General features: G+C 46.4%; 17 protein-coding genes. 9 read left to right on the top strand and 8 right to left on the bottom strand.

Annotated elements, in window-relative coordinates:
- Positions 1-238: 238 nt before the first annotated feature.
- On the bottom strand, positions 239-427 hold the full coding sequence (locus tag ACTJKB_RS22455; RefSeq protein ID WP_074088769.1) for a hypothetical protein: 189 nt from the start codon (positions 425-427) through the stop codon (positions 239-241).
- Positions 428-536: 109 nt separating this feature from the next.
- On the bottom strand, positions 537-767 hold the full coding sequence (locus ACTJKB_RS22460) for a hypothetical protein (RefSeq protein ID WP_440836588.1): 231 nt from the start codon (positions 765-767) through the stop codon (positions 537-539).
- 509 nt (positions 768-1,276) lie between these two features.
- Here ACTJKB_RS22460 and ACTJKB_RS22465 point away from each other — a divergent pair.
- Positions 1,277-2,611 carry a putative DNA modification/repair radical SAM protein gene (locus ACTJKB_RS22465; RefSeq protein ID WP_440836589.1) on the top strand — a complete coding sequence of 445 codons (1,335 nt, stop codon included), beginning with the start codon at positions 1,277-1,279 and terminating at the stop codon, positions 2,609-2,611.
- Positions 2,611-3,444, top strand: a complete 834-nt coding sequence (locus ACTJKB_RS22470; RefSeq protein WP_440836590.1) for a TIGR03915 family putative DNA repair protein — start codon at positions 2,611-2,613, stop codon at positions 3,442-3,444. The genes ACTJKB_RS22465 and ACTJKB_RS22470 overlap by 1 nt, the downstream gene beginning before the upstream one ends.
- Positions 3,445-3,533: 89 nt before the next feature.
- Here ACTJKB_RS22470 and ACTJKB_RS22475 read toward each other — a convergent pair whose 3' ends face one another.
- Together ACTJKB_RS22475 and ACTJKB_RS22480 are read right to left on the bottom strand one after the other, a co-directional pair.
- On the bottom strand, positions 3,534-5,918 hold the full coding sequence (locus ACTJKB_RS22475) for a phosphoketolase family protein (RefSeq protein WP_440836591.1): 2,385 nt from the start codon (positions 5,916-5,918) through the stop codon (positions 3,534-3,536).
- A 267-nt stretch (positions 5,919-6,185) separates the two neighbouring features.
- Positions 6,186-6,908, bottom strand: a complete 723-nt coding sequence (locus tag ACTJKB_RS22480; protein WP_074088763.1) for a GntR family transcriptional regulator — start codon at positions 6,906-6,908, stop codon at positions 6,186-6,188.
- Between the two features lie 242 nt (positions 6,909-7,150).
- On the opposite strand from ACTJKB_RS22480, the gene ACTJKB_RS22485 reads away from it, so the two are divergent.
- The 5 genes from ACTJKB_RS22485 (at position 7,151) to ACTJKB_RS22505 (ending at position 13,277) form a co-directional block, all read left to right on the top strand.
- On the top strand, positions 7,151-8,476 hold the full coding sequence (locus ACTJKB_RS22485; protein WP_440836592.1) for an ABC transporter substrate-binding protein: 1,326 nt from the start codon (positions 7,151-7,153) through the stop codon (positions 8,474-8,476).
- A 217-nt stretch (positions 8,477-8,693) separates the two neighbouring features.
- Positions 8,694-10,469, top strand: a complete 1,776-nt coding sequence (locus ACTJKB_RS22490; RefSeq protein ID WP_440836593.1) for a sensor histidine kinase — start codon at positions 8,694-8,696, stop codon at positions 10,467-10,469.
- A gap of 28 nt (positions 10,470-10,497) precedes the next feature.
- Positions 10,498-11,325, top strand: a complete 828-nt coding sequence (locus ACTJKB_RS22495) for a response regulator (protein WP_440836594.1) — start codon at positions 10,498-10,500, stop codon at positions 11,323-11,325.
- A 229-nt stretch (positions 11,326-11,554) separates the two neighbouring features.
- The gene (locus ACTJKB_RS22500; RefSeq protein WP_440836595.1) at positions 11,555-12,436 is read left to right on the top strand and encodes a carbohydrate ABC transporter permease; all 882 of its coding nucleotides are present in this window, start codon (positions 11,555-11,557) and stop codon (positions 12,434-12,436) included.
- Positions 12,437-12,449: 13 nt separating this feature from the next.
- Positions 12,450-13,277, top strand: a complete 828-nt coding sequence (locus ACTJKB_RS22505) for a carbohydrate ABC transporter permease (RefSeq protein ID WP_440836596.1) — start codon at positions 12,450-12,452, stop codon at positions 13,275-13,277.
- Between the two features lie 35 nt (positions 13,278-13,312).
- Here the strand turns inward: ACTJKB_RS22505 and ACTJKB_RS22510 are convergent, their stop codons facing one another.
- The gene (locus ACTJKB_RS22510; protein WP_440836597.1) at positions 13,313-14,053 is read right to left on the bottom strand and encodes a LytTR family DNA-binding domain-containing protein; all 741 of its coding nucleotides are present in this window, start codon (positions 14,051-14,053) and stop codon (positions 13,313-13,315) included.
- A gap of 183 nt (positions 14,054-14,236) precedes the next feature.
- On the opposite strand from ACTJKB_RS22510, the gene ACTJKB_RS22515 reads away from it, so the two are divergent.
- A complete protein-coding gene (locus ACTJKB_RS22515) occupies positions 14,237-14,821 on the top strand; it encodes an RNA polymerase sigma factor (protein ID WP_440836598.1) in 585 nt (194 codons plus the stop codon).
- Complete coding sequence (locus ACTJKB_RS22520; RefSeq protein ID WP_440836599.1) at positions 14,782-15,768, top strand: hypothetical protein; 987 nt, start codon at positions 14,782-14,784, stop codon at positions 15,766-15,768. The genes ACTJKB_RS22515 and ACTJKB_RS22520 overlap by 40 nt, the downstream gene beginning before the upstream one ends.
- 204 nt (positions 15,769-15,972) lie before the next feature.
- On the opposite strand, the gene ACTJKB_RS22525 is transcribed toward ACTJKB_RS22520, so the two are convergent.
- From ACTJKB_RS22525 to pflB, 3 genes are all read right to left on the bottom strand, one after another.
- Positions 15,973-16,854: a hypothetical protein gene (locus ACTJKB_RS22525; protein ID WP_440836600.1), complete on the bottom strand. Its 882-nt coding sequence runs from the start codon at positions 16,852-16,854 to the stop codon at positions 15,973-15,975.
- Positions 16,855-17,545: 691 nt separating this feature from the next.
- Positions 17,546-18,286: a pyruvate formate-lyase-activating protein gene (gene pflA / locus ACTJKB_RS22530; protein ID WP_440836601.1), complete on the bottom strand. Its 741-nt coding sequence runs from the start codon at positions 18,284-18,286 to the stop codon at positions 17,546-17,548.
- A gap of 13 nt (positions 18,287-18,299) precedes the next feature.
- Positions 18,300-20,528, bottom strand: a complete 2,229-nt coding sequence (gene pflB / locus ACTJKB_RS22535; protein WP_440836602.1) for a formate C-acetyltransferase — start codon at positions 20,526-20,528, stop codon at positions 18,300-18,302.
- Positions 20,529-20,722: the final 194 nt, after the last annotated feature.

The following is a 20,722-nucleotide window of genomic DNA, read 5'->3' on the forward strand; positions in this document are numbered from 1 at the left end:
TTTCTTTCTGCAAGCACTTACACCACAATTTTCTCAAAATTAATTACAGCCATATCCGCTCCTTTTCCAATATTCTGATTAAAACACAAAAGACCCACAAGAAGGTCACCTTTTTTCAAAGTGTCTTTCTTGTGGGTCACAGTTAGTCAGTGCAATACTGTTTCTTCCCGCAGTTTGACTACAGCCACCCACAGATAGTATCGGTCAGACTCCAGGATGCTAAATGTCTACCTTATATTTATTTCCGGCGCTGCTTCATCATCCGGTTATACATCACCAGCGCGGCAATGATCATGCCGATCATGGCGACACTGCTTGCTGAATTAGCCGACATGCCGAACATGAGGCACACGCTGTTCACTAATGTTCTAGTAAGCAGCGCAACCAAGATCAGCATCAATGGACGCCAAATATTATACCCTCTCATCCCCTCAACACTCCCACTCTAGTAATCAAGCTATTAGTTGCTATTATAACACAAGAAGGAATGCGCATACATTTCTGCCTGGAGAGCACTGCCGGACAGCAGCTGCTCCCTACTGACTCTTATCCATTTTTCTTTTAAAACACTCCAGGAGCTCAACCTTCATGCTCTGTATGGCATCTTCTTTGGGCATCCGCAGCACACGGGTTAACCGGACCATATCTTTTTCAAAAAATTTCAATAACGCCAGTGTAGCCGATTCATCATTATGCTTCTGAAGGCGTTCAAGCAAACCTAAGAATTCATCTTCCGACTTAATTCCTGAATCATTTTCTTCCTCCATTTGTTCACCGCCTGTTGAGATATGTTCAATTGCCGGGCGACCTCAGCTTCTGTTTGATCTCCTAGATAGATTGCGCAAATAACCTTCTTTCCTACTTCTGACGTTAATCCATTTAAATAGTGCTGCACTAATAACCTGTTATCAGCTTGTTCGGAAAATGAAGGAGTACGGGGCTCTGGGCTGGATGCGAGAGGGACTTCACGCTTAAAATCCCTCTTGGCACGATACTGCATACGCCAAGCAATCCGGTAGAGCTCATGACGATAGTATTCTATTGCACTCACTTTTAATGCCTCCCTTGTATTTCTAATGCCTATAATGTAGGGAGTTATTAATTTCCATTCTACAACCAATATAGGAACTTATGTTCCTATTATTATATACATAAGGCAATCTTTTGTACATTGCTAGTCAAAATCCCAGTCCAATAAAGTGCTGTGCCCGTCTGATTTTGACAAGAACATGTGTTCGTTATATAATTTCCTGTACGAGGGGGATTCTGTGTGGATATGATGAAGAAACTTGAAATTTTAACGGCTTCAGCCAAATATGATGTAGCCTGCACCTCCAGCGGCTCCGATCGTAAAGGCCAGCCCGGTGGCATGGGCAATGCCGTCAGCATGGGCATCTGCCACAGCTTCGCAGCAGATGGCCGCTGCATTTCACTGCTTAAGGTGCTGATGACCAACGGATGCGTATATGACTGTGCATACTGTGTGAACCGTAAATCGAACCCCACACCCCGGGCCGCACTCTCGCCGGAGGAGCTCGCAGACCTGACGATGCAGTTCTACCGCCGCAATTATATAGAGGGTCTGTTTCTCAGCTCCGGTATTATGAGAAGTCCCGATTATACAACCGAGCAAATGATTGCTGCTCTTGATCTGTTAAGAAACACCTACCAGTTCAGAGGATATATCCATGTAAAGGCCATTCCCGGCGCAGACGAGGTGCTGCTGTCCAGACTTGGTCTGCTGGCCGACCGCATGAGCGTAAATATCGAGCTGCCCTCCCAGGAAAGCCTCGGCCTGCTGGCCCCAGACAAAAGCAAAGCCTCCATTCTGAAGCCTATGTCCCTGATCAAAGAAAAGATTAACGAGAACCGCTCCGATCTCGTCAAATATAACCATGCCCCCCGCTTTGCTCCCGCCGGACAGAGCACCCAGATGATTATCGGAGCTACGCCCGATACCGATCTCCGTATTCTAACCCTCACCGAAGGGTTGTACCGGAAATACGCCTTGAAGCGCGTTTTTTTCTCTGCCTATACCCCTGTAGTAGAACATTCACTTCTGCCGGCTCTAGATACCAAACCGCCGCTGCTGCGGGAGCACCGCCTCTACCAGGCCGACTGGCTGCTGCGTTTCTATGGCTTTCAGGCCCATGAATTGCTGGATGAAGCGGTACCCAACTTCAATCCGCTGCTGGATCCAAAATGCAGCTGGGCGGTGAATCACCGGGAAGAGTTCCCGGTTGAAATCAACCGTGCCCCGTATGAGCAGCTGCTGCGGGTGCCGGGGATCGGGGTAAGGAGTGCTCAGCGGATTGTTAAGGCACGACGGGCCGGAACCCTGGACTTTACAGCCCTGAAGAAGCTTGGTGTGGTTCTTAAACGTGCACAATTTTTCATAACCTGTAAGGGAAAAATGCTGGAGGGGTTAAAGGTGGGCGAGCATACCCTGCTCCGCTCACTCATGTCCGGCCAGGAGCTTGCCAGGATCGAGCCGCCACAGTACGAACAGCTCACTCTGTTCGACGATTCCTATCTGGCAGCCTTACCGGCAGCGGGAGCTGCAGCCCCGACAGCAGGAGCGACAGTGCCTAAGGGAGGGGAATGGCCCTGATGTTTAAGGCAGCCGCTTTGGCCTATACCTACGACGGCAGCTTTGAAGGCCTGCTATGCTGTGTGTTCGAGAGCTATCAATGGAAGGAAACCCCGCTCGCTATACATTCGGATGAAGAAGAACAAGGCCTGCTGCTGGAATCGAAATGGATTGACACAGACAGCAGCAGAGCAGAACGGGTGCTAAAGTCGATCCCGCTCCGCATCTGCACCGAGGCAGAGGAGTGGGTTCGTCTTGGCTTTTGGTCATGCGCGCCGGAGAAGGAGATGCTGCTGCTGAATTTTCTGTACCTGGGCTTCACCCATGGCCGCAAGGTAATGGACATGCTTGCTGATGATACGGTGAACGCCCTGCAGAAGGCGGTTCAGCAGCTCCAGCGGGAAGCTCACCTGTATCTGGGGTTTGTGCGTTTTTCCGTATACGGCCCGGTTATGGCGGCGGTCATTGAGCCCAAAGGCTTCGTGCTGCCCGTTATTCAGGATCATTTCTGTGACCGGTTCCACGGCGAGAGCTTCATGATCTACGACAAAACCCACCGCATGGCCCTTATCCACCAGCCTGGACAGCAAGCCATTATTCCGCTCGATGAATGGGTACCGCCTGCACCGGATGCAGCTGAGGAAGAATACCGCCGCCTGTGGCAAGGATTCTACAACGCCATCGGCATCCGTGAGCGCAAGAACGACAGCCTGCGCTCCTCGCTGATGCCCAAGCGGTACTGGAAGCACCTCACAGAGATGAATAGCGGCAGCACTGGCATGGCCGAGAGCAAGCCGAAGCTTGAAGAGGGCTCACCCCTATTGGAACATGGGAAGTCGAAATTCAAAAGCTGATTTTGAACAGCAATCCACATCACAAAAAGGGATGCCCCTCAGCCATTTTCATGACCTTCAGGACATCCCCTATATCAGTACTTATGCTTTTAGTTCAAAGCCTTCCATACCCAGTTCTCTACTTCCGGCAGGTCGATACCTTCTTCACGGATATATTGGTTATGCTTCTTGACCATAGCATCCATTTCGTCCGCGATAGCCTGATATTTACCAGCATTCGGCAAGCTCAGTACAGCTTCCTTCGTCAGGTCGAAACGGTCCATCTGATTCAGTACGCGCATATCAAATGGTGTGGTAATGTCGCCGTTTTCCCGGTAGCCATGTACATGCAGGTTATGGTTATGGCGGTCGAAGAACAGATCTTTGATCAGACCTTCATAGCCATGGAATGCGAAAATGACCGGTTTGTCTTTTGTGAAAAATTGATCAAACTCAGCGTCAGATAAACCACGAGGGTCCAGCTTCTGACTTCTCAGCTTCAGCAGATCCACTACGTTGATATAGCGGATTTTCAGATCAGGCAATTTCTCATGCAGGATGGAGATGGCAGCCAAGCTCTCCATAGTAGGCTCTGTACCGGACGAAGCAATAACCACATCTGGCTCTCCACCCTTGTCCGTGCTTGCCCAGTCAATGATTTTGAGTCCTTTATCCACCAATTCCTGCGCCTCATCAGCCGAGAACCATTGCGGACGCGGATGTTTGGACGACACAATCAGGTTGATCTTCTGACGGTCATTCAAGATGGTGTCAAAAACAGCCAGCAAGGAGTTGGCATCAGCCGGCAAATATTCACGGATAAATTCCGGTTTCTTGTCTGCCAAGTGACCGAGCAATCCTGGATCCTGGTGAGTGTAACCATTATGGTCCTGCTGGAACACTGTTGAGGTTGCAATGACATTTAAGGACGGAATATCTGTACGCCAGCTTTGATCTGTCGCTTTGCGCAGCCATTTGAAGTGCTGGGTGATCATCGAGTCTACTACACGCAGGAAAGCTTCATAGCTTGCGAAGAATCCGTGACGTCCAGTTAATACGTAACCTTCCAGGAATCCTTCTGCCTGATGCTCGGACAACTGCGAATCGATTACACGGCCATATGGCGCCAGGAATTCATCTTGCGGTTCTTTGATGGAATCCATCCATTGGCGTTTGGTCACTTCGAATACAGGACCCAGGCGGTTCGACATGGTTTCATCCGGTCCAAAAATTCTGAAGTTGCGGTTCTCTTCATTGAGTGTAACCACTTCCTTCAGATATTTGCCCAGTACGGCCATATCTTGTGCAATCACTTGACCCGGAACGGAATTATCCAGCGTATAGTTGCGGAAATTCGGCTTGTGCAGGTCTTTGATCAGTTTGCCGGCGTTAGTTACAGGGTTCATCCCCATACGTCTGTCGCCAGTAGGCAGGATTTCAGCGAGGTCCGCGTTCAAACGGCCATTTTCGTCGAACAATTCTTCAGGTCTATAGCTGTTCAGCCATTCAAGCAATGCCGGAGCATGCTTCATGTTCTTTTGATCCACTGGAATCGGAACCTGGTGGGCACGGAAAGAACCTTCGTTCGGCACTTTATCCCATTCTTTAGGACCGGTCCAGCCTTTAGGAGTACGGAACACAAGCATCGGCCATACAGGACGGGTGGTGTCATTGTTCTCACGTGCATTCTTTTGAATCGCTTCAATCTTCTCAATAATAGTATCCAGAACCTTCGCCATTTCCGGATGCATCAGATCTGGATTTTCACCTTCTACAAAGAACGGTTCCCAGCCCATGCCTGCAAAATAATTGGTTAACTCCTCTTTGGACATACGGGACAGAATGGTTGGGTTACTGATCTTGAAGCCGTTCAAGTGTAGAATCGGCAGGACCGCACCATCTGTAATCGGATTGATGAACCGGTTGGAGAGCCAGGAAGCAGCCAGTGGTCCGGTTTCAGCCTCACCATCGCCTACAACCACTGCAGAGATCAGATCCGGGTAATCCAGAATGGCACCCACGCTGTGGGACAGGGAGTAACCAAGTTCTCCGCCTTCATGAATCGATCCTGGAGTTTCAGGAGCCGCATGTGAAGCCACACCGCCAGGGAACGAGAACTGTTTGAACAATTTTTTTAGTCCAGGAATATCCTGTGTAATTTTTGGGTAGATCTCTGTGTAGCTTCCATCCAGATAAGAGTTGGATACCATAACCTGGCCGCCATGGCCTGGACCCTCAACGTAGAACATATTCAAATCATATTTGGTAATGACACGGTTCAGATGCGCATAAATAAAGTTCTGGCCGGGGATCGTACCCCAGTGTCCGATAGGCTTAACTTTGACATCTGCATCCTTCAAAGGTTCTCTTAACAACGGGTTATCCTTCAAATATAGCTGTCCTACCGATATATAGTTGGTTGCACGCCAGTAGGCATCGAGCTTTGCTAAGTACGTTTTAGATGAATAATCCACGGGTAAAGTTGACAATCCCATTTCAATCCACTCCCATTCTGTTTTTCTATTTCCTGAACATAATTATTTCTACAATTACATCATACCGCCGCGTAGATAAAATTCAATCATTTTAACAATTGATACGGTCCAATTTTGTGAAATTTTGAACATAGTATGAATAACAGAGCAAATCACTTACAAAAAAATCTTTATTTTTATAAATATGTAACTATTTGTATCATTGCATGCATGCCTAAAAATACAAAAAAAGACCAGGGAATATTCCCCGGCCTGATCATAAGAACGTTATTGAACAGATACAAACGTGTTGAATTTTAGATATTTGTAGTGGAACCGCATATGAGAGAACTCGAAGGGAGTGCCATTATCCAGGAAGAAAATCCCCTCCATAATCCCCACAGGCTCATTCTCCTGCAGATGGAGCAGTTCTTGGTCATTAGCGCCCGAAGGCTCAGCAAAAATAGACAAAAACGACTTGGTTACCGCCAGATTCCGCGACTCCTCCAGGTAATGAAAGATCGATCCTTCGATAATCGTCTGGTCCAGATTCTGGACAATTTTGATCGGAATGTAGCCCGTCTCAATCATGAACGGCTCGTCATCGAATAAGCGAAGGCGCACGATTTTGTATACAAAATCATGGGGCTGCAAGAACAAATCGCGCTGCAGCTCTTCCGTAGGCCGGATCACCTCGAAATCCAGTACTTTCACCTTAGGTTTTTTGCCATGCATCTGAAAGTTGTCGGTGACCCCCAGATTGGAGCCCTCGTAATTAAAGATCGATTCATTTTTTATGTATAACGGGTTGATAAAGGTGCCTGAACCCCGTTTTTTGAAAATAATTCCCGAGTTCTCCATCTTCATCAGTGCGCGTTTGATGGAACTGCGGCTTACCTGATAGGTTTCGCTAAGACTGCGCTCATCCGGTAGTCTCATATCGGCAAACTGTCCCGCAAAAATCTTCATTTTGAGGTCGTCAATAATTTGCTTATAGACAAATTGGGTCATGGGGTACTCCTTCTTCAGAACTGTAAAGAGCTAAATTTTCAATATTAAATATATCATAATTAGGGCAGGGTTCATACCGAATGGATGAAATAGAACAATTTCACACAAAAGCACCTAAAAACCCGTTCGAAATTGTAAAGTTATGTTCCATATACTCCGTTATTTTGTTACTTCTGAGCCTTTTTCCATTCTGCTATTCTTGAAGAGCGGGAAGATAAAGTTCATAAGGGAGGTTGTTTCTTTTGAAAAAGAAGAGCTGGGTCAACGGGATTACATCACTTGTTCTTGCCATGGGGCTGCTTGCGGGATGTTCGGGTAACGACAATAGCAACTCATCTGCATCTAATAATGAAAGCGCTGGCAACTCATCCGGTAAACCGGTTACCCTGAAAATGTGGGGAGGGGTGCCGCCGGAGTCGGGTCCGCAAGAGGTCATCGATACATGGAACAAAGCACACCCCGATATTCAGGTGGAGTATGTGCGCTTCGTGAATGATGATGACGGAAATCTCAAACTCGACACGGCTATGATTACCGGGCAGGATGTAGATTTATTCGTGAACTATACGATCTCCCATGCAGCCAAACGCGTAGAATCAAATCTGTCCCTCGACCTCAGCCGATTTACGGATTACAACATTGATGAGAAAATGGGCAAAGACGCGGAAAGCTGGAAGATCGACGGTAAATATTACGGTGTTCCTACGACCAAAAGCTCATACTTCATTGCACTGAACAAAGATGCCCTGGATGCTGCCCATTTGCCGGTACCCAAGAACTGGACCTGGGATGAGCTGCGTGTATATGCGAAGAAGCTTAAGACTGGAAACAACTACGGGTTCATTCAAAATATGGAGCCCTATGTTGATCCGATAGACTCTGTGCTGTCACAAGAAGGATATACCAAAGCAGACGGCACATCCAATCTGGACCATCCGCTCATCAAAAAATGGCTGGAAACACTGAATGCGATGATGCAGGAGGATAAGACCACCCCTCCTCTGGGCGAACAATTGACTTCTAAAATGCCGGTTGAACAGGTTTTCCTGAGCGGAGAAGTCCCTATGCTCAATATCGGGGCATGGCTGCTGCGCAGCTCGAACAATTTCACGGATTTCCCCCGTGACTTTAAGATCGCTTTTGCCCAGGTCCCAAGGCTAGCAGAAAACGCTGACAGTTATATGACCCGCGGCGGTCTCGGAGACTACATCTCCATTAACGCCAAGTCCAAAAATCAGGAAGCAGCCTGGGAATTTCTGAAATGGTATTCGGATGGCGGGATGGCGCCCATGGCCGCCGGAGGAAGATTGCCCGCCTCCAAGGATGCTAATCAGGACGATGCCCTGAACAATCTCCTTGGTGAGCATCGGGATACCTATGACCTCGATTCTCTGATGTATGTAATGTTCGATGACAAGACCCCAACTTATGTGCGCAGTCTGCCGCAGGAAGTGATGGATCTGCGCTCCCAGGAATACGAGAAATATTTCCTCGGTTCACAGTCCATTGATCAGACCATCAACGCCATGGTGACCAGACATAATGAGTTTTTGAAGCAAAATAAATAAAGCAGCCGGAGAAAGATACTGGAAATAGGGTGGAGAGGCTTAGTCCTCTCTGCCATTTTTTATTTACCGGATACCCGATAGAACAAATCTTTGTTTTTGTAGACGGTGACGACGCTTTTTTGCAACAAAACCATGCAATTTTAGATATTTCGTATGTATAAATTTGAATATGATATACTTTAAGCAACATCCACAACGTATTGGAGGTCGCAGCCGTGTGTCAAAACTAATGCGTTTTCTGATTCCGCAAAAGCTGAAGTACCGCCTGTTTGCCGCCTTTGTTTTTCTGATCCTGCTTCCCTTTTGCGCTCTGAACTTATACAACTACCAGCGCATTGAAAGTCTGGTTCAAAAGAAAATCAGCCAGCAAAGCCACTATCAGCTGGAGCAGATGTACCGTACACTGGAGGATCAGATCAGCATCGCTTTTAAAACTTTAATATTTCTTCAGCAGGACGAAACGGTCAAATCCATACTTACCCATCCCGAGCAGCAAAATGAGCTTGAGAATAAAAGACGCATGGAGAACATCTTCAAAAATCTGAATAACAGCTTCTTTCTCTATAACCCTTCAGTCTATTTCATGATACTGGATTTAAATGAAAGCGTATACACTTCTTATCCGCCAAGAGACTCTTTGATTTATAAGAATTTACGCGGCAATGCCGGTTTTGATCGAAGCCTGATGAATCCAAGCTCGTATCATTGGGTTTCCAATGACAGCAACTATGTGCTGAGGGATGTATCGACCAGTGCCTACCTGCTGTCTCTATACGCTTATTTGGAGGATACGCAGAACCAGCCATATGGCATGGCCCGGATCAGTATTGATTATACCTATTGGCTGCGGTCCATTCACAAACAATCCGACCTTCAGCAGTCGTATTTCCTTATTACCCATACGGGAGAAGATATCTCTCAATCCGTTCCGGAGAGCATTTTACCGGAGGAGGTCAAGGCCAGAATCGCTGAGCACCCGGAGCACCAGTATTTTATCGACAAAGGCTCTAATTCCCTGATCAACTATATTTATGTGGAATCCCTGGACTGGTATATTGTGAACCGCATTCCACAGTCTGTCTTGTTTGTTGAGATCGAGGAGTTGAAAAGGCAGTACTTTATCACTTTTTTTGCGCTGATGAGTATTTTTCTGATCATGACCTTCATCATTTCGACGACAATTACCCGCCCACTCTCCCATCTGCAGAACAAAATGAAGGCCGCTGTGCAGAAAAGTCTGAAAATCCGGCTGCCGGAGCATAAATTCAGCGGTGAAATTCTCGAATTAACCCGGACTTTCAACACCATGCTGGATGACACCAACCTATTGATTCAGAAGCTGAAGACCGAGGAGCGGCAGAAAGAAGCGGTCCATTTTCAAATGCTGCTTGCCCAGACCAATCCCCACTTCCTTCTGAACACGCTGAATACGATTAAATGGATCGCCATCCGGGAGCAGAATGAGGATATTACCCATATGACTTTGTCTCTCGGCAAACTGCTGGAGGCCAGTCTGAATACTGATAAGGATCTGATCTATCTAAAAGACGAAATCGAGCTGGTTCAGGCCTACGTCCATATCCAGCAGGTCCGGTACCGACATAAATTCGAGGTCACCTGTGAGTATGATGAAGATATTCTGTACGTGCTCGTTCCCAAGCTCAGCCTGCAGCCGCTTGTAGAAAACGCCATTGTTCACGGGATCAGCCCGCTTCCGGGCAACGGCTTAATTGAAATCAAGGTGTACCGGGATGGGCCCGGCAAGCTCATTGTAGTGATTAAGGATAATGGAGTAGGTATGGAACAAACACGTATCAAAAAAACGGAACGCAAGCGTCCGGGTATCGGCCTCAGCAACATTGAGGAGCGGCTGCGCCTCCTGTTCAAGGAAGAAGGCTCTATGGAAGTCATCTCCTCTGATCAGGGTGTCACCGTCCGGTTCACGCTTCCTTTTCTGCTATCAACACCCTATGGCACTGAGCATCCGGCTTAATACCTTATACACCGGGAGGTTATCATTCATGTGGAAAGTATTGCTGGTTGAAGATGAAGTCTTTGTTCGGGAGTCTGTGCGGGAGATCATCGCCTGGGAGGAGCTAGGTTTCACCGTTAGCGGGGAAGCGGGGAATGGTGCCGAAGCTCTGGATATGATCCGTCAAGATGTGCCTGACCTGGTAATCACGGATATTATCATGCCTGAAATGGACGGTGTCGAGTTGCTCAGAAAAACCCGGGAAGAGGGCTATACCTCCCGCTTCGTGATGCTTACGTGCATGGGTGATTTCGAATATGTCCGGCAGGCCATGGAATACGGGGCTTCGAACTATATTCTGAAGCTGTCCATGAGCGTGAATTCCCTGCGGGAGACGTTGTCCAAAATTAGCAATGAACTGTTGAAAGACAAGGATAACCGTGGTATTCCATCCGCTGCAGTGCAGGTAACCTCCGGAAGAGATAAGCGGAACCCCAAAGAGCTGCTGCCGCTTCTGCATGAAGAGGTGACCTCCCATCCGGAAATCCAGAAAATCCTCCAATACATTCATGCCCACTACCCTGAGGATATCACTGTGAAGTCGATGTCCGTGTACGTCATGATGGGTGAGAACTATGTAAGCACCTTGTTCAAAAAAAAGACCGGCCAGACCCTGATCCATTACCTGCATCTGGTGCGCGTAAATCAGGCGATCCAGTATCTGTGCCATTCCGACCTGCCTGTATATGAGATTGGCAACCGGGTGGGATTCGTCAACGACAATTATTTTATCAAAATATTCAAACGCTTAACTTTGCAGACTCCAAGCCAGTTCAGGCAGAGCCAACGGGGGGAACCCGAACCCGTATCTCTTTGACCCAGATTTGCCCGGATCTACAGACAGCGGCCTTCCGTATCAGGAAGGCCGCTGTTTTGGTGTGCGGACAGACAGATGGATAGAACAGAACTACGAATTCACTACATAACCGCCTGGGCTAAATGTATATTTTTGTAGCATGAAGTCGGGGGTTTTGTTCCTTAACCGCTTACATTCAGCTTGCTATGCTTGATAAGTACAGCAACCGACCGAAGAGGAGTGGAATGATGTGAAAATATCTTGGATGAAACGTCAGCAGCATCTGGGCTATCTGTTTATCGGGCCAAATATGATTGGCGTGCTTCTATTTTTTATCATACCTGCCATCTATTCTTTTTATCTCATGTTTACAGACTACAAATTTATGAATCCAAACACAAAGTTTGTCGGCCTGGCCAACATCAAGCGGATGCTGGGCGACGATGTATTCTATATTGCCATCAAGAATACCCTGATGTTCCTGTTATCAGTACCTGTATCCATTGGATTGGCCTTCATTGTAGCTGTTGTTCTCAACCGTTCCGTGTATTTAAAAAAGCTGCTGCGTGCACTGTATTTCATGCCCTACATTACAAGCGGAGTGGCCGTTGCCTTTGTCTGGATGCTGCTGTTCCAGCCTAATAACGGCCCCATTAACGGCATTCTCAGAACAATAGGCATAGCCCATCCGCCGGGATGGCTGTCTACTATGGAATCCTCCATGTACGCTATCGATATCATCTGGATCTGGTTCATGCTAGGTTACAATATGATCATCTACCTGGCTGCGCTGCAGGAAGTATCGGGAGAATTGCTGGAAGCGGCCAAAATTGACGGCGCCCGTACTTTGCAGACCGTCCGCAGCATCCTTTGGCCGCTAGTCAGTCCAACGACGTTCCTGCTGCTGATTACCGGACTCATTATGTCCATTAAGCAGTTCGGGATTATTCAAGCGATTACGCAGGGCGGACCGGGGAATAGCACTACCGTATTGTCCCTCTTTATTTACCAGAATGCCTTCCGCTATTACGAAATGGGCTATGCGTCAGCCGTGTCTTGGGCGCTGTTCGTTATCATCATGATCTTCACCGTCGTCCAATGGCTGGGACAAAACCGCTGGGTTCACTACTAAAGGAGGGGCGACCATGAATAAAGCTGTATTCAATAAGAGCCTTGTCACGATTGTGATGCTGTTCCTGAGCATCGTGATGATCGTTCCGTTCCTCTGGATGATTAGCACCTCGTTCAAGACACCGGCCGAAGTATTCCAGTATCCGATTCAGTGGATTCCCGTTCATTTCAATTGGAGCCATCATGTGAAGGTATGGACGGGAGACAACAGTTTTGTATTGTACTATCTAAATTCCCTGAAAGTCGCATTGATTAGCACCCTCGGGGCAGTCACGCTATCCTCGCTCGCTGCCTACGGTTTTGCAAGAATTCAGTTCAAAGGGCGGGATACCATGTTCATGGTATATCTGTCGATGATGATGGTCCCGCCCCAGGTTTTGTTCGTGCCCAAATTCATCATGTTCGAATGGGCGGGGATCTACAACACCCATTGGGCACTTATTCTGCCAGGGATGTTCACTATCTTCGGGGTGTTTATGATGCGGCAGTTTTTCTTGTCTGTGCCTTATGAGATCTCTGAAGCAGCGTTCATCGACGGAGCTGGCCATTTCCGGATCTTCTCCCGGATTATTCTGCCCATGGCCAAGCCCTCAATCGCTACACTGGCCATCATTGACTTCTCCTGGCACTGGAATGATTATGAGAATGCGCTTGTCTTCCTAATCGATCATGATCTATTCACTGTGCCGCTGGGTCTCCAAAACTTCATTCTGGAGAACAACGTTGACTACAACGGAATGATGGCCGCCGCCACCGCCGGGATTATTCCGATGATTATCGTCTTCCTGATCGGACAGAAATATATTATCGAGGGCGTGGCAAGCTCTGCGGTGAAGGGGTGAAGGGGCTGAAGCTTGAGGTAAAGCATTCTCAAGGCTTATTTCAAAATTTTGTTCAGCTCTTCAGCTTTTTTTCTACTACTTATTCCAGCATAAAAATAAAATGCGATGACATGAAGTACAACTGACAACAGCAACATTCCGGGCAGCCAAGGAGTTATAACGTGAAACATATCTTTTGAGAACAACCATATCATGCCCATCCCACCCAGTATACTGAAGGTTGAAGCAATGAGAATATTCCAGATCGGTTTCAAAGTAAAATGATTCCATAGCGCATTATACATCACCCCAAAGATCCCGGCGGAAATAACAGCGATACCTGCAATACGCCATAGAAACAACATATCAATGAGTTGATCCTTAAAAAAGATAGTTAACAGACCAGAACCATTAGTTAATATCACTTCTATTCTTGCATTATCTGTTGATGAGAATTCTTTTATGTAGCTTGTGTTGATAACGGTTTGATTATTAATTTTCACAAAACGAGGACTATTAAGAGTATCTTCCACAAACTTCAAACGGATATTGAGAAGATACACTTCTCCCGTAATTACACGAACGCTACACATTCGATCTTTGGATTCAATTACAGTAATGGAACTCAATGCAATTTGGACATTGCGATTATTTTTGGCGTTAATGACAACAATCTTCTTCTCAGTATTATTAATGGCTTCTTTAATATTTACCCAATGCTCTTTTTCAGTAGGATGAGTTATTACTTTCGTGATACTCCGATCCATTCCCGGGTCAGCTTCAAAAATAATATCCAATGATGCGCCTCCTTTCAAAATTCATCTTATAAGCAAAACAATACCTTAACCACTATATTTCGTTTTCTTACATTAATTTGTATGTTTGTTGCATTTTATTTAGAGGTTATGGCACTTTTTCAGATGGCCGGGTGTTATAGAGATATACAGCTTGAGGAGGTGTTAACAACGTCGGATGATGTGATGGACTCCAGAGAATTGGAGCAGTTGATCTTCAGGATCCAGAGCGGGAATAGCGGACAGTATGCTCTCATTGTCAGAGCTTTTCAGCAGCCCATCTACGGCTATTGCTGTCGTCTGCTAGGGAACAGGCAGGATGCTGAGGACGCGGTCCAGGAAATACTGGTGAAGGCGTATCAGGCGATTCATCAGTACAAGCCTACTGTACAGTTCTCCGCTTGGCTGTATCGGATTGCCTATAATCATTGCCTGAATCTGCTGCGCAGGCGCAGGCTGCACCGTCAGGTGATGCAGATTTTTCGGCCGGAGACGGTTGTGGAGAGCCCCGAACAAGAGCTGGATGACCGGCTGTACAAACCCTCTTTGGCAGCGGCCTTGGCCAAGTTATCGCTGGAGGAACGTAATCTCTTGATTTTGCGGGTATTCGAGGAGAAGAGTTATGCGGAAATGAGTGAGATCCTGAAGATCAGCCCCAATGCGCTGAACAAAAGAATGAACCGCATCAAGCAGAAGGTGAAGCAGGTCATGGAATCGGAGGAGGAGAAGCTGTGGGACGAACCGCAATCAGCCATGAATACCAAGATATAATTAAAGCCTCTGCCGGTCGAAATCCGCTTGAGGTGATTGATGTAGAAGCACAAGTGATGGAACGGGTAGAGGGGCTGGGGCTGGTGCGCACCCGCCCTGCTGCGTGGAAGGGAAGGCTGCGCAAACCTACAGCAGTGTTCAGTCTACTTACGGTATTCCTGCTACTCTCCGTGACAGCATATGCTGCTGCGGAATATATTCAGATCCGTAACAGCAGAGGCGAGGTGAAGGTGCAGTACATGGAGCCGGAGCCAGTGCAACAATCGGGCCATTTGGTGAATAACAAGCTTAGGCAGCAGATGGAGGCCAAAGCACTCGCTTTTGCTAAACCGGGTGAATTGATTGGTTACTATGTTAAAGAGGATGCGGCAAAAGAAGCAGCGGAAGCGTTGAAATTTGTGCATAAGGAACAGCGCCTAACCGCCTATACGGATTTCTCTGCAGAGATTCGCCGAACCGGAGCACCTATGCTGCCGGAAGCGCCGGAGGGATACTCTTTTCAAAATGGTACCGTTGAACCCGACTTTCCATATTATTCGCCTATGATGCAGCAGGAACTATACCTGGAAACGCTCAATGAGCTGCGTACTCAAGCGGAACAAGCGACCGGAGGGCAGCAATTGTTCATGAAATCTGTGCCGTGGACAAGTCCGATCTCGGTCAGTGCCTCGTATGCGAAAGACGGCGGGTTCCTGGGGATTTCCGCTCACATGATGCACGGCGGAGACATGAGGGTATGGCAGGGAGCGGAGGAGCAGGCGAACAAAATTTCTGTAGCCGGAACAGACGTCATCGTCAATACTTTGGGAGTAGGGTCGGATAAACAGCACAACTACCTGACCTGGTATAACGAAAAGTATGATGCATACTTTACGGTTACCAGTTACGGCGACAAAACCCTGAGCGAGGAAAAGCTATTGAAGCTTGTGGCAGAGTTGTTGCAGTAAAAAGACACCCTGAGGGGTGTCCTTTGCTGATACTCCATATGAAGCCGAGAGGAGTTGAATAACTATCCAAAGATTACGGCATATAAGTTTTTACGAGTGTAGTTACAGTTTTGATATACGCAAGTGACACTATTAGCGATACCGAGACTCGCTATCTTCGAAAGCGGAGACCTTTTTAAAAGAATGAAGCTAATCGATGAAAAACTAGCCTTCAACGATTTGCTTATTGAGTTTATCAAAATAATTATCAATTTGGGCCTTAATTTCCACATATAATTGGTTTGCTTGTTGACATTTTGAAATTGTTACCGTTGGTTCCGAACTATGCACCGTATAGTTTCTATATTTTCTAATTTCGTTGATTCTATTTATTAGGGATTTATTTAAAATATCTTTAGATTGAAGAATATTTAATGATTGGAGGATTTGAGGTTTGTACTCTTTATAATTTTTTTGTGTAAATTGTAAGGTCGGTTTATTAATTAGATAATCGGCTGTTGAGATAATCAAATCTTGCATATTATTATAATACTTCAAAAATTCAGAAAGATCCCCAGCAACTTCATCATTATCTTCAATTTCAGACTTTCGAGCATTACTTAATTTTAATATTTTGTTTGGGTCTGCTACCTTAATTACAAAATCAACTATATATAATATTTCAATCAAAATAAACAGTACTGTTTGATTCAATAGAAATATATGCATTTCCTCGTACGTTTGTAGAAAAGAATTCCATGCTATATTTAACATACATAAAGCCACAGCACATACACACACTACACCCATTTTTATAATGGCTCTATAATATCCTTTTTTCAAGGTTTCAACGGCATCGTATAAAGAATCATCAGCTAGCACTTCTTTTTCTAATCTATCGTTAAAAAAGATGTACCCTGCTAAGGTAAGTCCAAATAATCCTGCAATAACTTGTGCCCCAGTTGAATATAAATACATGATTTGATTTTCGTTTAATTCAAAATAAACTTTTCCATATAAACTAAAGAATATTCCTAAACAACTTAATATTATGAAGATAGCCTCAAACACTTTTATTATACTGATTTTTTGTTTTAGTTTTTTCATTTCCTCCACCTTCATGCCTTCGAGAACAGCTTAGTCAATTCTATCTCTCGAACCTCTTTTAAATCTTCACTTGCACCAGCGACTCTCAATATCAACAATTATTAATAGACCGCCAATTTGAAATATTGCTTATTTAACATAGGCATTATAAATAAAAAGGAAAAAACATATACTGTTGATTAATATATGTGACCATCTATATCCAAAACTTCATGTTATTTATAATTTATACTTAAAATGCATGGGCTGTGACCGTTAAGTCCAATTTTTATATAGATTCCACATTCTAGGACATATTCCTGCTAATCCAAAAATTTTTCCCAGCATACCGCTCAGTCACTCTGTAAACCACTATGGATGGAAAATCTCAGTTTATTGAATGTAAATCAGGTTTAGTTAACTCCATGAGATTTCAAATAACGTTGAACGAATTATCAATGTTATTGAGTAATATTTATTGAAGGATTAGCACTTCTATAGAATGAGGTACCATACCCAAGTCATCAAAAATCCCTCGTATTCAATCTCAAAGTTACAAATAAGCCTGATACTAACCAGTTCTCTAACCGCATCGCATACGTAACATAAAAAAGACACCCCTAAAGGTGTCTTCACTGACACTCCATATAGAACCGAAGTATGGATCAGTAAATCAATTCGCCGCGGTTGGAATGCTGACAGAGAAGCGGTGTTAATGTGCGCCTAATATCTCTTTTGCCATTCGAATGGTCTCTTCATCTGGTGGCTTGATATGGGCAAGAGGGTATTTCATACCAAGCTGTTCATACTTGAACTTTCCCATTTCATGATAGGGCAGGATCTCAACACGCTCTACATTGCGCAAGGTCTTGATAAAGTCGGCCAGCTTCCGAAGATCCGCTTCATCATCAGAGAGGCCGGGAACAAGAACATGCCTGATCCAGACCGGAATATTAACTTCCGAGAGAAAACGGGCAAAGTCGAGAATATGATCGTTGGGCTTACCGGTTAGGTCGAGATGCTTTTGCGGATCGATTTGCTTCAAATCAAGCAGAACGAGGTCGGTATCCTGCATCAACTGCTGCAGCGTCTCAAAGAAATGGCCGCGCCGGCTAAAGCAACCGCCTGAAGAATCGATTGCAGTGTGAATACCGAGTTCTTGTTTTAAAGCTTGGAACAGCGTAAGAAGAAAATCCGACTGCAAAAGAGGCTCTCCGCCACTGACCGTTACTCCGCCCCCGGAAAACTGCAGGAAAGGGAGATATCCACGAATTTCTTCCACCAATTCCTGAACGGTTACAAGTTGGCCCTTCCCAATGGCCCAGGTATCAGGGTTATGGCAATATTGGCAGCGCAGTAAGCATCCCTGCATAAAAACAACGAACCGGATACCCGGACCATCTACCATACCAGATGTTTCAATGGAATGAATGCGACCTTGGTGCTGCTCCATAGCGCTTCCCCCGTTAGATTTTTTCGTGAAAGGTTCTGTTAATGACATCAAGCTGCTGCTCTCTCGTCAGTTTAATGAAATTAACCGCATAACCTGACACTCGTATCGTGAGCTGCGGATACTCCTCTGGATGCTCCATCGCATCAAGCAAGGTTTTGGTGTCAAACACATTAATATTGAGATGATGGCCATCCTTGGCTGTATACCCGTCGAGCAGCGCGGTCAGATTATGGATTCGATCCTGTTCGTTCTTCCCAAGAGCGCCGGGAATAATCGAGAACGTATTCGATATGCCATCCAAGGCGTACTCATATGGAAGCTTTGCTACGGAGGTCAATGAAGCAATCGCACCTTTTTTATCTCTGCCGTGCATCGGATTCGCTCCCGGGGCGAATGGCTCGCCCTTCTTTCTACCATCCGGGGTATTCCCGGTCAACTTCCCATATACGACATTGGAGGTAATCGTCAGTACAGACATCGTGGTTTTGGCCTGCCTGTACGTGGAGTGTTTCTTCAACTTGCGATAAAACCGTTTGACAAGGTCAATCGCGATCTCATCGGCACGATTATCGTTATTGCCGTATGCAGGATATTCCCCCTCAACGACATAGTCGACAGCAAGACCGTTCTCATCCCGAACTGGCCGAACGTCCGCATATTTAATGGCACTGAGCGAATCGGTTACGACGGATAGTCCTGCAATCCCGGTTGCCATGGTCCGCATCGTTTCCTGATCGTGAAGCGCCATCTCGATGCGTTCATAACAGTATTTATCGTGCATGTAGTGAATAACATTCAAGGTATTAATATAGAGTTCCGCCAGCCATTCCATCATATGGTCGAAAGCGGCCATCACTTCGTCAAAGTCCAGCTTGTCCGACAGAATCGGCCGCATCGGCGGAGTAATCTGCACCTTCATCTGCTCATCCATACCGCCGTTAATCGCATACAGCAGGGCTTTGGCCAGATTCGCCCGGGCGCCGAAATACTGCATTTGCTTCCCGATCCGCATGGCGGACACACAACAGGCAATCCCGTAATCATCACCAAAATAAGTCCGCATTAAATCATCATTCTCATATTGAAGAGAGCTGGTCTGAATCGTCATGCGTGCACAATATTCCTTGAACTTCTGCGGGAGCCGGGTAGACCAGAGTATGGTCAAATTCGGTTCCGGCGATGGACCAAGCGTCTCAAGCGAATGCAGGAATCGAAAGGTAGTCTTTGTAACTAACGGGCGACCGTCCAGACCAATACCGCCGAGCGACTCAGTCACCCATGTCGGATCGCCGCTGAACAGCGAGTTATATTCCGGTGTCCTTGCGAATTTCACCATGCGCAGCTTCATGACAAAATGATCGACGAGCTCCTGTGCCTTTTGCTCCGTTAACCTCTCCTTCTTTAGATCACGCGCTATATAGATATCCAGAAAGGTGGAGGTGCGGCCAAGACTCATAGCAGCCCCGTTCTGCTCCTTGATTGCGGCAAGATATCCGAAGTACAGCCATTGAAAGGCTTCCTGCGCGGTCTCCGCGGGCTTGGTAATATCGAATCCATAGCTGGCCGCCATCTGCTTCAGCTCCGAAAGGGCGCGAAGCTGCTCAGCAATTTCTTCACGTGCCCGAATTACATCTTCAGTCATCGTGCGTTCGTCGAAGAAGGAGAGCTCGGTTTTTTTGCTTTTAGCCAGAAAATCTGTGCCATATAAGGCTACCCGCCGGTAATCGCCGATAATTCGTCCCCGGCCATACGCATCCGGAAGCCCTGTAATGATGCCGGCTTTTCTGGCGAGACTCATGGCAGGCGAATAACCGTCAAATACGCCTTGATTGTGAGTTTTCCGGTAAGTGGAGAAAATATGCTCGATTTCCGGGTCCAGCTCATAACCGTAGGATTCACAAGCATTTTTGGCCATTCGGATTCCGCCGTAAGGCTGAAGAGCCCGCTTGAATGGTTTGTCTGTTTGAAGACCTACAATTACCTCAAGCTCCTTATTCAAATAGCCGGGTTCATGCGAAATAATGCTGGAAACCACCTCTGTATCCATATCCAGGACTCCGCCTTGATCGCGTTCTTGCTTGGCGAGCTCCATGAACTGCTCCCAGAGCTGTTGCGTGGCTTCCGTTGTAACCGCCAGAAAAGACGCATCTCCTTCATAGGGTTCGTAGTTGAGCTGGATGAACTGGCGGACATCGATTTCTTCCTGCCAATTTCCTGATTTAAAACCTTCCCATGCCTGCATCGTGATGCTTCCTCCTTTATTCCATTGTCATGGTTATGGACTGTGCTTAGTATGATCCATCTTGGCAAATATAAAGAAGGTACATCAATGGATAGTGTGGGGGATATCGCCACTTTTCACACGGGTCTAAACGGTAGAGGCTGGGAACGGGGATAATAACACGAATGCAGGTAAAACTGTACTTGTTAAAATCG

It is taken from the genome of Paenibacillus sp. 22594 (assembly GCF_052044425.1).
GTDB lineage: Bacteria > Bacillota > Bacilli > Paenibacillales > Paenibacillaceae > Paenibacillus_AQ.

Bases quoted from the DNA above. Each gene is read 5' to 3' on its own strand.
- pflB (WP_440836602.1), bottom strand. From the start codon at position 20,528: ATGCAGGCATGGGAAGGTTTTAAATCAGGAAATTGGCAGGAAGAAATC.
- ACTJKB_RS22515 (WP_440836598.1), top strand. From the start codon at position 14,237: ATGGACTCCAGAGAATTGGAGCAGTTGATCTTCAGGATCCAGAGCGGG.
- ACTJKB_RS22480 (WP_074088763.1), bottom strand. From the start codon at position 6,908: ATGACCCAATTTGTCTATAAGCAAATTATTGACGACCTCAAAATGAAG.
- ACTJKB_RS22505 (WP_440836596.1), top strand. From the start codon at position 12,450: ATGAATAAAGCTGTATTCAATAAGAGCCTTGTCACGATTGTGATGCTG.
- ACTJKB_RS22465 (WP_440836589.1), top strand. From the start codon at position 1,277: ATGATGAAGAAACTTGAAATTTTAACGGCTTCAGCCAAATATGATGTA.
- ACTJKB_RS22470 (WP_440836590.1), top strand. From the start codon at position 2,611: ATGTTTAAGGCAGCCGCTTTGGCCTATACCTACGACGGCAGCTTTGAA.
- ACTJKB_RS22525 (WP_440836600.1), bottom strand. From the start codon at position 16,854: ATGAAAAAACTAAAACAAAAAATCAGTATAATAAAAGTGTTTGAGGCT.
- ACTJKB_RS22475 (WP_440836591.1), bottom strand. From the start codon at position 5,918: ATGGGATTGTCAACTTTACCCGTGGATTATTCATCTAAAACGTACTTA.
- ACTJKB_RS22455 (WP_074088769.1), bottom strand. From the start codon at position 427: ATGAGAGGGTATAATATTTGGCGTCCATTGATGCTGATCTTGGTTGCG.
- ACTJKB_RS22460 (WP_440836588.1), bottom strand. From the start codon at position 767: ATGGAGGAAGAAAATGATTCAGGAATTAAGTCGGAAGATGAATTCTTA.
- pflA (WP_440836601.1), bottom strand. From the start codon at position 18,286: ATGGAGCAGCACCAAGGTCGCATTCATTCCATTGAAACATCTGGTATG.
- ACTJKB_RS22495 (WP_440836594.1), top strand. From the start codon at position 10,498: ATGTGGAAAGTATTGCTGGTTGAAGATGAAGTCTTTGTTCGGGAGTCT.